Origin of the sequence: Gottschalkia purinilytica, assembly GCF_001190785.1 — a bacterium.
Lineage (GTDB): Bacteria > Bacillota > Clostridia > Tissierellales > Gottschalkiaceae > Gottschalkia_A > Gottschalkia_A purinilytica.
The window spans coordinates 26,887-41,387 of the sequence record NZ_LGSS01000009.1 but is presented as its reverse complement, the minus strand read 5'-3'; the positions used below and the strand labels follow the sequence as shown (position 1 = coordinate 41,387).

The following is a 14,501-nucleotide window of genomic DNA, read 5'->3' as shown; positions in this document are numbered from 1 at the left end:
TTGAATTCCAGAAAAATAACATTATTGATATTAATTAAAATAGTATTTGTCCTTTTATCTAAGGGAATCTTTGGTATAATATCTTCAAGATAGATTTAATATCACATATTGGTATTGATGAGAAATAGGGGATGAGATTGTGTTTTTAGAAACTGAAATATGCTATATAGATTTATTAAAATATAGTGATGTAGATAAGGTTACAGAAATTTATAATTCAAATGAAGAGTTTCTAATAAAACATTTAGGTGTAAATAAGATTTCATCAGAATGGATAGAAAAAGAACTTGAAGATATGAAAAAATGTGGATTTTTATCATGTAAAATAACAGATAAACATTCAAATGATATATTAGGTATAATGGACTTTAAAATCGATGATGAAACGTATTTATCATTATTAATGTTACACAATAGGTTTTCAAATAAAGGATTGGGACAAGAGGTATATTTACGTTTCGAAGAATATGTTAAATTACTAGGGCACAAATCTATAAGAATAGACGTAGTTAATGAATATAATGTAGAAGTATTTAGATTTTGGATAAAAAATGGTTTTAGAAGAGTTAAAGAAGTAAATTTAAATTGGTCAAATAACCTGTTGACAGCTACAGTTATGAAAAAGAAATTATAGATATAAATATTTTAACGAAGTTTGGAGTTGATGAAAATGCATAAGATAAAATGCATACATACAGGAGATTTACATTTAGGGCTAAAGTTTAAAAATATTAATTTTGACTCAGAATTTGCACACAAGAGGAGATTAGAAATATGGGAAACGTTTAGTAATATAATAGAAAGATGTAAAGAAACAAGTAGTGATTTATTATTGATATCTGGAGATTTATTTGAAGACAAATATTGTACAGTTAATGATATAAGAAAAATTGAAAGTAAATTTAAAGAGATTGCAAATACAAAAGTAGTAATAATAGCAGGAAATCATGACCCACTGAACTCTAAATCAATATATAATTTGGGAAACTGGTCTGAGAATGTATATATAATTAGAGAAGATAAGGTATGTAAAATAGAATTTGATGATATAAATACTGTAATATGGGGGCTAAGTTGGAGCAAGAAAGAGGAAAAAAATCAGCTCTTAGACGAAGTTAGTATAGAAGATAGTAATAAAATAAACATATTGCTAGCTCATGGAGATATATTTAATAAAAACTCAGAATACCTACCTATAGACAAAGAAAAATTAATAAGATCTGGATTTAATTATGTTGCTTTAGGACATATACATAAGCATCAGTTTATAACTGATAAGATAGCTTACTGTGGAAGTCCTGAACCATTAGATTTTGGTGAAATAGGAGAACATGGTATCATAGAAGGAGAAATATCACTTGATCATACAAATATGAACTTCAGATCAATTAGTAAGAGAAAATTAATTGTGAAAGATATTGTCATAGATGAATGTATGAACTATGATGACATAATTCAGTCTATTATAGAATGTGTTTCTGATGAAAATAAGAAAAATAGCATATGTAAGATAACAGTAAAGGGTATAAGAGATAAAGATGTTAAAATTGATGATTATATTAAAGATAACATAAAAAAATATTTCGATTATATAGAAATAATAGACGAAACTAATCCTAACTATGATATTGAAGAGATATATAAAAAAAATGCTGACAATATAATCGGATTTTTTATAAAAGAGATTGAAAAAGAAGGATTAGACGATGAGATAAATAAAGAAGCCTTATATTATGGACTAGATGTTTTACTAAGTGAGAAGGTGAAACTATGATAATAAAAGAATTAATGATAAATTCTTTTGGAAAGTTTAAAAACAAGAAAATAGAGTTAAATAATGGAATAAATATAATATATGGAGAAAACGAAGCTGGAAAAACTACTATTCATAAATTTATAGAAGGAATGTTTTTTGGGTTTTTTAAGCCTTATACTAAAAGAAGAACTTATTTAGAAGATTATGACAAATATCTACCTATGAATTCAACAGAATACTGTGGAATTCTTAAATATGAATATGAAAATAAGTTATATAGAATTGAAAGAAACTTTTTAAAAGATAATAGTGATGTAAAGATTTTTGATGAAGAAACTGGTGAAGATATAACTTATTTGTTTGAATATGATAATGTAACTAGACTTCATCAACCAGCTTCACGGCATTTAGGATTAAATAGTGTTGTATTTAATAATACTATAAGTACAAAACAACTATGTTCTAAAACAGAAGATAGTTTGGCTAAAGAAGTGAAAGACAATCTAATAAACTTAGGCGGTACACTAGACGAAGAAATCTCTATTAAGAGTGTAATAGAAAAATTACAAAATAAGATAGACGATATAGGGAAAATAGGTAGAAAAAAATCTCAATATGGAAAAATTGCCGAGGAAATATGTAAATTAGAAAAAGAAAAAAGTATGGTGTTAAGTACACTAAATGATATAAGAGAAATTGAAATTCAAATAAACAATATAAAAAAGGATATATGGAAACTAGATAATGAAAGAAAAAGCATAGAAAATAATATAAAGGATATATCTTATTATGAAGTTTACAAAAAATATACCAATATTAAAAAACTAGGTCAAAAAATAACAAAATTGAATATTGCTAAAGAACAATTAGGGGTATATAGTAATATAAACGAAGATGATTACGCAGATACTATAAAGCTAGAAAGTACATCTAAAAATGTAAAAGAAAATATTAACGAATTAAAGAGTAAATATGAAGTAATGAAAAGTAAGATTGAAAAGCTAGATAAAGAAATAGAAGATTTAAGGAAGTTTGAAGAGCTATCTGAAAATGATATAAATAAAGTATTTGAATTATGGAACTCAATGGAGAAGAAAAAAGAAAGATTAGAATATATCTATAGCAAACTAAAGAATATTTCAGATATGGACATAGATGATAAATATTTTTGCATAAAAGATGATATATACACTTATGAAGAAAAAGAAGAGGAAAAAAATAAACTAATATATAGTATAGATGATAGTAAAATATTATTTTATGATACAGACCTTGATAAAAAGACAAAAAGTTTGAAACAATCTACATTATTTAGTTGGATATTCATATTCTCAACAATAATTTTATTTATAACAGCTTTAAATACTAATTATAAAATTATTATAATATCTATTATAACAGCACTAATTTCTATATATAATTTATATAATAACAAAAAACTAAAAAAAGACGTATCTGAACTTAAAGATCAAATAGATAACTCTAAAAAAGAAATAAGTTTAAAAAACAGCTCTATAGATAAAATTAATGATGACTTAAATAGTATACTGGAAAAATATAACTGTAACAGTAAGGTAGATTTAAAAAAATTACAAGATAAATTAATAGCTAAAGAACATTTAGGATTAGATACAGCTGAGCTTAAGAATGAGAAACAGAGTATATTAATAGATATAGATAAATATGAAAGTCAAATTCATGAATTATTATTTGGATTTAAGATGAATACAAATATTACACAAGAATATATGGTAGATTTGAAAAATGATTATAATAAATATTTAGATTTAAAAAGACATGAAAATATGTTAAAAGAACAATTAGAAGAATTGTCAGATGAAATAGAAAAAATGGAAGAAAGATATAGAAATACTCAAATACAAATCAAGAAGAAATTAGATCAAAATGGATTTAATAACTTAGAAGAATTTAGATTAGGGCTTAAAAAAAGAGATGAATATAACAAAATAGTTTATGAGATAGAAAATAATGAAACTTTACTCAATAATGAATTAGGAAATATGAGCATAAATGAAGTTGACAAAAAATTGATAGAAATGGAGAATATGAGTTTTAAAAATGTAGAAAAAAATGATAAAGAAGAGCTAAAAATAAGCTTTGAAAATATAAATAGTGAAATATCAAATAAAAGAGAAAAATTAGCCAGGTTAGAAGAAAATATTAAGATGTTATATGATAATATAAGAAATATTGATAACGTAGAAGAAGATATTAGTAGCAAAATAAAAATAAAAGAAAAGTATGATAAAGAACTAAAAGCTCTTAATTTAGCCAAGGAAACTATAGAGAAAATATCTAAAAATATTCAGAGAGATTTTTCTCCAAAATTAAATAGCTTAGTTGGAGAAGTAATTAGCAATATAACTAATGGGAAATATAGTGAAGTTAAAATTACAGAAAATTTGGATATAAAGATCATAGATTCTAGAGAGAAATTTATAAACATTAATTCACTAAGTAATGGAACGATAGACCAAATATACTTTGCAACTAGGTTAGGTATAAATGATATAATAAATAGAGAAAGACATTTGCCAATTATATTAGATGATTGCTTTATTCAATATGATAACAAAAGATTAGAAAATATATTGGAAGTATTGAATAGAGAAAGTAAAAATAGACAGATTATAGTATTTACTTGTCATACGAGAGAAAGAGAAATATTGAATAAAATGAAATATAATTATACAAATATAGACATTTAGAGTTAAAGTGATTACATCAAAATAATAAAAGTTATTGAGTTAAATTCTATATTCAAGATATTTCAAAGTTAAAGATTAACTTTAAGAGATATTAAAATAAAAAATAAAATGTTGAAATGTATGTAGGATTTTTGATGTATTTTAGAATTTTATAATATATAATTTTTATAGATATAAAATATAGAACAAAAACTTAATGTAAGACTTTAACTAAATTAAGTTAAACATATACTTTAACTATGAAAAAACTGAAATATTAGCTATTTTATACTTAAAGTTTAGAATAAACTTTAAGTATAAAAAATAGGAGGAAATATGAGCATATATTCAATAGCAGATTTACATTTAGACCCTTTAGGGGAAAAGCCAATGGATATATTCGGAGAGAATTGGATTAATCATGAGGAAAAAATAATTAATAATTGGAAAGACATTGTTAAAGAAGATGATTTAGTTTTAATACCAGGAGATATATCATGGGGATTAAAATTAGAAGATGTGTGTAAAGACTTAGGAAAAATTGAAAAATTGCCAGGTACTAAAATAATAAGTAAAGGAAATCATGATTATTGGTGGCAAACTAAAAATAAATTAAATTCACTTAATTTTAAAACTATTCATTTTCTTCATAACGATAGTTATATATATAATGATATAGGTATATGTGGTGCTAGGGGATGGCCACCAAAGGATAGTGATGAATTTAATGAACATGATGAGAAAGTTTTTAATAGAGAGGTTGGAAGACTAGAACTTTCTATAAATTCTATAAATAAAAATGTAAGTAAAAAAATAGTTATGTTACACTATCCACCATTTAACTTTAAAGATCAAAGACCTAATGAATTTGTTGATGTAATGAAAAAATATAATATTGATATATGCATATATGGACATTTACATGGAGAAGGACATAAATATGCTGTTGAAGGAAAAATAGAAAATATATCATTTTATTGTGTTTCAAGTGACTATATTGATTTTTCACCTATAGAGGTGATTTAATGAATTTAAAAGGGGGTATAAAGCTATGGAATTTGCTACTTTAGGATTTACTCTCACTGCAGAACTCTTTTGGATTATAGTAGCTGTTATATGTGGGGTTGTAGAGATAGCAACGTTGGGAATAACAAGTATATGGTTTGTAGTTGGAGCTTTAATAGCTTGGCTATTGGCTGAACTTAATTTACCATTTGAAATTCAGATTCTAGCTTTTTTTATTTCTTCAGGTGTAATGCTTTATTTTACAAGACCCATTGCACAAAGATTATTAAAAATAGGTCATGCAAAGACTAATACAGATCTTCTAATAGGAGAAATAGGAATTGTAATAAAAGATATAGAGACTATAAATAGCGTTGGACAAGTAAAAGTTAAAGGTCAAGTTTGGTCAGCTAAAACATCGGGAGAAGAAGATATAGCCAAAGATGAAAAAATAGAAGTAGTAGGAATTGAAGGCGTTAAGTTGATTGTAAAAAAAATAAAATAATAAAAATAAGGAGGAATTATTATGAAACTTATAACACTTTTAATACTAGCTTTATTGGCAATTATAATTATTGTTAGAAACATAAGAGTAGTACCTCAAGCAAGTGCATATGTTATTGAAAGACTAGGTGCATTTCAAGAAGTTTGGAGTGTAGGACTTCATATGAAGATACCTTTTGTAGATAAGGTAGCTAATAAGGTATCTTTAAAAGAAAGAGTAGTGGATTTTCCACCTCAACCTGTTATTACTAAGGATAACGTAACTATGAAAATAGATACAGTGATATATTATCAAATAACAGATCCTAAATCTTACACATATGGAGTAGAAAATCCTATATCAGCAATAGAAAATCTTACTGCAACTACTTTAAGAAATATAATCGGGGACTTAGAGCTTGATGAGACTCTAACTTCACGTGATACTATTAATACTAAAATGAGAAGTATTTTAGATGAAGCAACTGATCCATGGGGAATAAAAGTAAATAGAGTAGAACTTAAAAATATAATTCCACCAGCAGAAATTCAAGATGCAATGGAAAGACAAATGAAAGCAGAAAGGGAAAGAAGAGAGTCTATATTAAGAGCTGAAGGAGAGAAAAAATCAGCAATACTAGTTTCAGAAGGTAGGAAAGAATCTGCTATACTAGAGGCTGAAGCAGAAAAAGAAGCTGCAATTCTTAGAGCAGAAGCTAAAAAAGAAGCAGCTATAAGAGAAGCAGAGGGTGAAGCAGAAGCTATTGTAAAAGTTCAACAAGCAACTGCTGAAGGTTTAAAAATGTTAAATGATGCATCACCTTCACAAGCAGTTATATCTATAAAAGGATTAGAAGCATTCGCAAAAGCTGCAGATGGAAAAGCAACTAAAATTATAATTCCATCAGAAATCCAAAGCTTAGCAGGACTTGCTACATCTTTAGTTGAAGTGGCTAAAAAAGATGAAAATATAGATATAGATAGAATTAAAGATAATATTGATAAATTAACTAATGATAAAATGCCAAAAAAGAAAATATAATAAAAACAAATTATTAAAAATATATTAATTCAAAAAGAAGCTATTTAATAGCTTCTTTTTATTTAGAGCGGTTATAGAGATAAATATTCAGAATTTTTCAAAAAGATATTGACATGGAAAAAATAAGAATATATAATGATGAAAAGAATGATACTTAATAAAATCTGTGATCAGAAATAGTAGATATGGATGTCAAGTTTTAGCGAGTCTGGGTTGGTGAAAGCCAGATACTCTAGTCTATATTGAATGGGTCTGTGAGATGACGTGCGAACTATAGTAGCATTGTACGGGGGTCTACCGTTACATAGACAGGGTATCGATAATGTATCTGTACCTGACAGAGATGATTTTATGTTTGGGTGGCATAAGCGAAATATAACATTTCGTCCTAACGGATGAAATGTTTTTTATTTTTTGCATAGAATTATACTTACTTATAGATTTTGCTATCACTCTTATAAATATAAAATCAATATGGGTGGCACCACGAGTCACTTCGTCCCATGATAAGGATGAAGTGACTCTTTTTGTTTGTCAGAAACTTTGTCGATTTCCAAAATCATTTAATTCAAAAATTGATTTTAGGGGGAATTTCTATGACTAACGTATCAAAAGAGCGATTCGAAGTTTTAAAAGGCAAAAAAATTATATTTCCAGTTATCACTGAATTTAGCGGAGATCAGACTACACCTATAAACATTTTTTATAATTTAGATGGAAAATATAAGTTCTTATTAGAAAGTGCATATATACAAGATAAAGGTGGTAGGTACTCTTTTATTGGAGAAAACCCAGTGACTACTATTAAAAGTAACCAAAACATAATCAATATAAGTAAAGACGGAGAAAAAGAAAAAACATTAGAAGGAAAAATACTAGACTTTATATCAGAATATATAAAAGTTGACTATGAAAATCTAGAGGTAGATATACCATTTGTAGGTGGTGCTTTAGGCTATATCGGATACGATATAGTGAGACAATTCGAAACAATATCTAGTAAAAATAAGAAAGAAATAAATGTACCAGAAGCATATTTATTACTTTATAAAACAGTAATATGCTATGACCATTTTAAAAGAACAATATCAATAATTTATAATGTCTATCCTGAAGATACAAATAGTTATGAAGAAATAATACAAAAAATTAACGACATATATACAAAGATATCCAAAATACCAGAAATAAGGGATGCAGGGGAGTCTAAAAAAGAAAAAGATATAAAGTCTAATTTTAATAAAGAAGATTTCTGTCTAATAGTAGATAAAGCAAAAGAATATATAAACAAAGGAGAGGTATTACAAGTAGTAGTTTCTCAAAGATTTGCTACTGAAACAGATTCTGACCCATTTGATGTTTATAGAAGACTTAGAACCATAAATCCATCACCATATCTTTTCTATATTGACTATGAAGATTTTCAAATAGTAGGAGCATCACCAGAAAGTTTAGTAAGTGTAAAGGAAAGCAAGGTAACCGCTAATCCTATAGCAGGAACAAGAAGAAGGGGCAGAACCTTAGAGGAAGATTTAGCATTAAGAGAAGAGCTATTGAATGATCCAAAGGAAAGGCTAGAACATGATATGTTAGTAGAACTAGAAAAAGAAGATTTATCTAAAATATGTGAAGAAGGAAGTATAGAAGTTGAAAGATATATGGCACTAGAAAATTACTCACATGTTATGCATTTAGTAGCAACTGTATCTGGAAAGTTAAGAAATGAATTTGACTCTTTTGATGCATTAAGAGCTTGCTTTCCTGCAGGAACAGTTTCGGGAGCACCTAGGGTAAAAGCTATGGAGATAATAGAAGAACTTGAAAATGTTCAGAGGGAAGTGTATTCAGGAGCTGTAGGATATTTTTCATTAAATGGAAATATGGATGTATGTATCGCAATTAGAAGTATAATTTTCAAGGATAAAAAAGCTTACTTTCAAGCAGGAGCGGGCATAGTAAGAGATTCAAAGCCAGAAAATGAATATAAAGAAACATTAAATAAAGCAAAAGTTCTGACGGAAGTTATATAAAAAAGACTGTCATAGGGGGAAAGTAGTATGTTTAGTCAGTCATTAAATAAAATTTTACAAAAAGAGAATCTTACAGAAACAGATGCTAAGTTAGTCATGGACACAATAATGGAAGGAAAGCTATCTAACTCTCAAATAGCTGCCCTTTTGATAGGTCTTAGAATGAAAGGGGAAACAGTAGAAGAAATAGCTGGATTTGCTACATCTATGAAAGAAAATGCCCAAAAATTTGATATTGGATCATATGCTATAGATACATGTGGAACTGGAGGAGACGGAGGAAAGACGTTCAATATATCTACAGCAGTATCTATAGTAACTGCAGCAGGAGGAGTTTCAGTAGTAAAGCATGGAAATAAGGCTGTATCTAGTAAAAGTGGAAGTGCAGATGTACTTTTACAGTTAGGATTTAATATTGATATGGAACCTAATATAGCTAAGAATTGCCTAGAGAAAAATGGGATGACTTTCTTATTTGCACCTAAGTATCATTTAGCTATGAAAAATGTAGCTCCTATAAGAGGAGAACTTGGAATAAGAACTATTTTTAATCTTTTGGGGCCTTTAAGTAATCCGGCAGATATAAAAGGTCAAGTAGTTGGTATTTATGACGGCAATCTTACCAACATAATAGCAAATGTTCTTTTAAAATTAGGAAGAGAAAGAGCTTTAGTAGTACATGGAAATGATGGATTAGATGAGATAACTACAACCACAACTACTAAAATAAGTGAAGTAATAAATGGTGAAGTTATAGATTATACTTTAAGTCCAGAACAATTTAATATGAGGTTATCTACAATAGAGGAACTATCTGGTGGAGATGCAAAAGAAAATGCGGAGATAATTTTAGATATTTTTAAAGGGGAAAAGGGTGCAAAAAGAGACATAGTTGTACTTAATAGTGGTGCAGCACTTTATGTAGGAAAAGTAGCAAGTAGTTTAGAAGAAGGTGTAATACTTGCAGAAAAAATAATAGATTCTGGAAAGGCTTATAGAAAGTTAAACGAACTAGTAGATTACAATAGGAGGTGTAATTGATAGTGAACATATTAGATAAAATAGTCGAAGTTAAACGAGTTCAAATAGAAAAAGAAAAGCTAGAAATACCTATAGAAGATATAATAAAGATGTCAGAGGAAAAAGAAATAAGAGATTTCAAAAAAGCTCTTGATATTGAAGGAATATCTATTATATCTGAAATAAAAAAAGCATCACCTTCAAGAGGAATTATAAAGGAAGATTTTGATCCTATTTCTATAGCTAAAATATATGAAGACTCTCCTTTTAATGCAATATCAGTTCTTACTGAAAAGGAATTTTTTCTGGGAAATGATAGATATATTAAAGAAGTAAAAAAAGTAACTTCAAAACCTATTTTAAGAAAAGACTTTATCATAGATGAATATCAAGTATATCAATCTAAGGCTATAGGTGCAGATGCTATATTACTCATAGCATCTGTACTTAAAGGAAATTTAAAAAAGTTTTATGACTTAGCTAAAAGCTTAGGATTACATTGTCTAGTAGAAATACATGAGGAAGAGGAAATAGATGAAGTATTAAATAGTGGATGTTCCATTATTGGGATTAATAATAGAAATCTTAAAACTTTTGAAGTAAGCCTAAAATATACAGAAAAACTTATAAGTAGTATACCTAAAGACAAAATAGTCATTTCAGAAAGTGGAATAAAAACAAAAGATGATATGAAATATCTTAAAGATTTAGGAGTTAAATCTGTTCTTATTGGAGAAACCTTAATGAGAAACTTGACTAATGATAAAAAATTTTTAGAGTTAAAAGAAATATAGCTTTTAAAATTATTATATTTTAGATGTTTTTAAATAAAATTTGGGGGAAGTAAAATGACTAAAATTAAGGTTTGTGGCCTTAAGAGACAGGAAGATATAAATTATGTAAATATTCTAAAACCTGATTATGTAGGATTTGTGTTTGCTGAAAGTAAAAGAAAAGTAAGCGTAAATGAATGTAAAGAATTAAGAGAAAAAATAGATAAAAATATAAAAGTAGTCGGAGTATTTGTTAATGAAGATATACACAATTTGAAATATATTTCAGATTTTGTAGGACTTGATATAATACAGCTTCATGGAGATGAAGATGATAAATATATAGATAAACTTAAGGAATTGAATGTATGGAAGGCTATAAGAGTTAAAGATCATAAGAGTATTAATGATATAGAAAAGTATAATGTGCAAGGAATACTTTTAGATACTTTTTCAAAGAAGATGTATGGTGGCAGTGGAAAAATATTTGATTGGAATATAGTTAAAGAACTTAGTCATAAAAGAAATATTATACTTGCCGGAGGACTAAGTATAGAAAATGTTCAAGAAGGGATTAGTATAGTAAATCCCAATATAGTAGACGTTTCAAGTGGAGTAGAAACAGAAGGAGTAAAAGATTTTGAAAAAATAAAAAAGTTTATTGAGAAAGTGAGGTCATTATAGTGAAAGGTAAGTTTGGTAAATTTGGAGGACAATATGTTTCAGAGGCAGTAATGAATGTATTAAAGGAACTAGAAATAGAATTTGAAAATGCTATGAAGGATGAAAGTTTTTTAGAAGAGTTTAACTATTACATGAAAGACTACGTAGGAAGAGAAAGTCCACTATATTATGCAGACAATTTAAGTAAAAAGTATGGAGCTAAGATTTACTTAAAAAGAGAAGATTTAAATCATACAGGTGCTCACAAAATAAATAATGCTTTAGGTCAAGTACTACTTGCAAAAAGAATGGGGAAAACAAGAATTATAGCTGAAACTGGAGCAGGACAACACGGTGTTGCTACAGCTACAGCGGCGGCTATGTTTGGACTAGATTGTGAAATTTATATGGGTGAAGAAGACACTAAAAGACAGGCTCTTAATGTATTTAAAATGGAAGCTTTAGGAGCAAGAGTTATTCCCGTAACCTCAGGTACAAAAACATTAAAGGATGCTGTTAATGAAGCGTTAAAAAGCTGGGTAGAAAACATAGATAATACTTTCTATGTATTAGGATCAGTAGTAGGACCACATCCTTATCCAACTATAGTTAGAGATTTTCAAAGTATTATTGGAAAAGAAGCAAAAAAACAGATAATTGAAAAGGAAAATAAACTACCTAATTATGTAATTGCCTGTGTAGGTGGTGGAAGTAATGCGATGGGAATTTTCCATGAGTTTGTTCCAAATGAAGAAGTTAAATTAATTGGAGTAGAGCCTGCTGGACTAGGACTTGATACTGATAAACATGCATCAGCTCTATCTAAGGGAACTTTAGGAATAATTCACGGAATGAAAACATATGTACTTCAAGATGAAGATGGACAGATTCTACCTGTGTATTCAATATCGGCTGGACTTGACTATCCAGGAGTAGGACCAGAACATTCTTATTTAAAAGATTCAAATAGAGCAGAATATGTTGCTGTAACAGATGATGAAGCAGTAGATGCTTTTATGGAACTTACTCAGCTAGAAGGTATAATTCCGGCTATAGAGAGCTCACATGCACTAGCTTATCTTGGAAAACTATCTGAAAGACTTAAAAAAGATGATATAGTTATTGTTAACTTGTCAGGTAGAGGAGATAAAGATATTGCTAGAATAGCGCAACTAAAAGGTATAGAAATAAATGAAGATTAATAGAAAATAATAAGATTGGTATTGGCTTAAAGTATAGGACAATATAGGTACTTCTTTCTATAAATAATAAATGTATAAAGTAGAAAGGAGTACCTATTTTGGGTTTCACTAGAGTTATTATATGTAAAAGTAATAATTTAAAATTTTCATAATAGTGATTTACATGTAAGATTTTAATATTTATATGATACATAGATGATATAAACATAGTTTATTAAAAAAACACCTTATTACACTCATAACAGTCTATATTAATAGACTGTTTTTTTATGAATAAAATTCTACACTTAATTATACTTATTAAAGTAAGAATAAGTTTTGTATTAGATTATTAAAAATTCTAATGTTATGTTTAAAAAATATAAATATGATATTGAAAAAGAAAAGTTTATAAGTATAATAAGTAAAAGTGATATATAAAAATTTAATATATTCACATAATTCACATATGTTTTTTAACTTAGATATATGATCAAAAACTAATGTTAAAATATACCAAGTAATAAGTTTATAATATATTTTTTAAAATATGATTTATAAAAGATATTATATACAAAGAGTATTGTATAAATAAAGATTCTTTAGACAGAAATGGGGTTACTTAAAATGGAAAATAAAATTATATCCAATGGACTAATAATTGGAGAGAAAGAAGTTTTTAGAGGATTTATAAGGATTGAATCTGGGTTAATTAAAGAAATTGGAGAAGGACAACCCAAAATAAAAGATAGGGAAATTGTTATAGATGCAATGGGAAATTATGTTATGCCTGGGATTATAGATATTCACTCTGATGCTATAGAAAGAGAAATAGAACCACGTCCAAATACGTTATTTCCATTTGATATGGCATTTTATGAAATGGAAAAGAAGTTAGTTTCATGTGGTATTACAACTATATATCATTCACTTTCATATGGACAAGGAGTAGGGGTAAGAGACTGTAATAATGTATTAAATATGTTATATGAAATAGATGAGAATAGAAAAAAAAGAACTATGTTGAATCATAAAATTCATTTAAGATACGAAATTCTATATCTTGATGGGTTAGAAAAAGTTAAGGAATTGTTAGATCAAAATATAGTAAACTATATTTCATTTATGAATCATATACCAGGTCAAGGACAATTTACTAAAGATAAAGGATATATTGATTATGCGAAAAAACTATGGGGATTTAATGATAAAGATATTCAAGATCTTTTAGAATATGTAGAAAACTTAAATAAAAATATGGATAAGGAAAAGATAAAGAAACTAGTTAAATATGCAAAAGAAAAAGGCTTGAACTGCGCTTCTCATGATGATGATACGGTAGCAAAAATAGATGAAAATTTAGAATGGGGGATAAGTGTTTCAGAATTTCCTATAACCTTAGAGGCTGCTCAATATGCAACTGAAAAAGGAATGCTTGTATGTGTAGGAGGACCTAATATAATAAGAGGAAAATCTCATTCAAATAATATGAGAGCTATAGATGCAATAAAATCAAAATCAGCACATATAGTGTGTTCTGATTATTATCCACCATCTTTATTATTTTCAATATTCAAGATGGAAGAGGAAGGAATAAGTCTGAATGAATCTGTTAATATGGTTACACTAAACCCTGCTAAAGCAGTTTCTATAGATAAAGATTATGGATCAATTAAAGAAGGTAAAAAAGCGGATATCTTAATAGTAGAAAAATATAATGGTTATCCTATAGTCAGAAAAACAATAGTAAATGGAAATATAGTTTATGAAGGAAATTATATTGAAAATTATTAATTTACATATATGATAAAAAATATTTTAGATGATAGTTTTATTTGGT

General features: G+C 27.3%; 12 protein-coding genes and 1 other annotated feature. All 12 genes read left to right on the top strand.

The window, feature by feature from the left end:
• Window positions 1-139: 139 nt before the first annotated feature.
• The 12 genes from CLPU_RS09960 (at window position 140) to CLPU_RS09905 (ending at window position 14,455) form a co-directional block, all read left to right on the top strand.
• Window positions 140-634 (top strand): GNAT family N-acetyltransferase, encoded by a 495-nt coding sequence (locus CLPU_RS09960; protein WP_050355512.1) that lies wholly within the window; start codon window positions 140-142, stop codon window positions 632-634.
• 36 nt (window positions 635-670) lie between these two features.
• On the top strand, window positions 671-1,774 hold the full coding sequence (locus CLPU_RS09955; protein WP_235436154.1) for a metallophosphoesterase family protein: 1,104 nt from the start codon (window positions 671-673) through the stop codon (window positions 1,772-1,774).
• Window positions 1,771-4,485 (top strand): ATP-binding protein, encoded by a 2,715-nt coding sequence (locus CLPU_RS09950; RefSeq protein WP_050355510.1) that lies wholly within the window; start codon window positions 1,771-1,773, stop codon window positions 4,483-4,485. Before CLPU_RS09955 ends, CLPU_RS09950 begins: the two co-directional genes overlap by 4 nt.
• 315 nt (window positions 4,486-4,800) lie before the next feature.
• Window positions 4,801-5,490, top strand: coding sequence for a metallophosphoesterase (locus CLPU_RS09945; protein WP_050355509.1), 690 nt, complete (start codon window positions 4,801-4,803; stop codon window positions 5,488-5,490).
• Window positions 5,491-5,515: 25 nt separating this feature from the next.
• Complete coding sequence (locus CLPU_RS09940) at window positions 5,516-5,974, top strand: NfeD family protein (RefSeq protein WP_050355508.1); 459 nt, start codon at window positions 5,516-5,518, stop codon at window positions 5,972-5,974.
• 21 nt (window positions 5,975-5,995) lie between these two features.
• Window positions 5,996-6,994 carry an SPFH domain-containing protein gene (locus tag CLPU_RS09935; protein WP_050355507.1) on the top strand — a complete coding sequence of 333 codons (999 nt, stop codon included), beginning with the start codon at window positions 5,996-5,998 and terminating at the stop codon, window positions 6,992-6,994.
• Between the two features lie 157 nt (window positions 6,995-7,151).
• Window positions 7,152-7,501 (top strand) — a binding site (T-box leader).
• 89 nt (window positions 7,502-7,590) lie between these two features.
• Window positions 7,591-9,024, top strand: a complete 1,434-nt coding sequence (gene trpE, locus CLPU_RS09930; RefSeq protein ID WP_050355506.1) for an anthranilate synthase component I — start codon at window positions 7,591-7,593, stop codon at window positions 9,022-9,024.
• Window positions 9,025-9,051: 27 nt separating this feature from the next.
• The gene (gene trpD, locus CLPU_RS09925) at window positions 9,052-10,065 is read left to right on the top strand and encodes an anthranilate phosphoribosyltransferase (protein WP_050355505.1); all 1,014 of its coding nucleotides are present in this window, start codon (window positions 9,052-9,054) and stop codon (window positions 10,063-10,065) included.
• 2 nt (window positions 10,066-10,067) lie between these two features.
• Window positions 10,068-10,838, top strand: a complete 771-nt coding sequence (gene trpC / locus CLPU_RS09920) for an indole-3-glycerol phosphate synthase TrpC (protein WP_082154182.1) — start codon at window positions 10,068-10,070, stop codon at window positions 10,836-10,838.
• Window positions 10,839-10,892: 54 nt separating this feature from the next.
• Window positions 10,893-11,501: a phosphoribosylanthranilate isomerase gene (locus CLPU_RS09915; RefSeq protein ID WP_050355504.1), complete on the top strand. Its 609-nt coding sequence runs from the start codon at window positions 10,893-10,895 to the stop codon at window positions 11,499-11,501.
• On the top strand, window positions 11,501-12,682 hold the full coding sequence (trpB, locus tag CLPU_RS09910) for a tryptophan synthase subunit beta (protein ID WP_050355503.1): 1,182 nt from the start codon (window positions 11,501-11,503) through the stop codon (window positions 12,680-12,682). The genes CLPU_RS09915 and trpB overlap by 1 nt, the downstream gene beginning before the upstream one ends.
• Window positions 12,683-13,288: 606 nt before the next feature.
• Entirely contained in the window at window positions 13,289-14,455 is a 1,167-nt protein-coding gene (locus CLPU_RS09905; RefSeq protein ID WP_050355502.1) for an alpha-D-ribose 1-methylphosphonate 5-triphosphate diphosphatase, read from the top strand.
• Window positions 14,456-14,501: the final 46 nt, after the last annotated feature.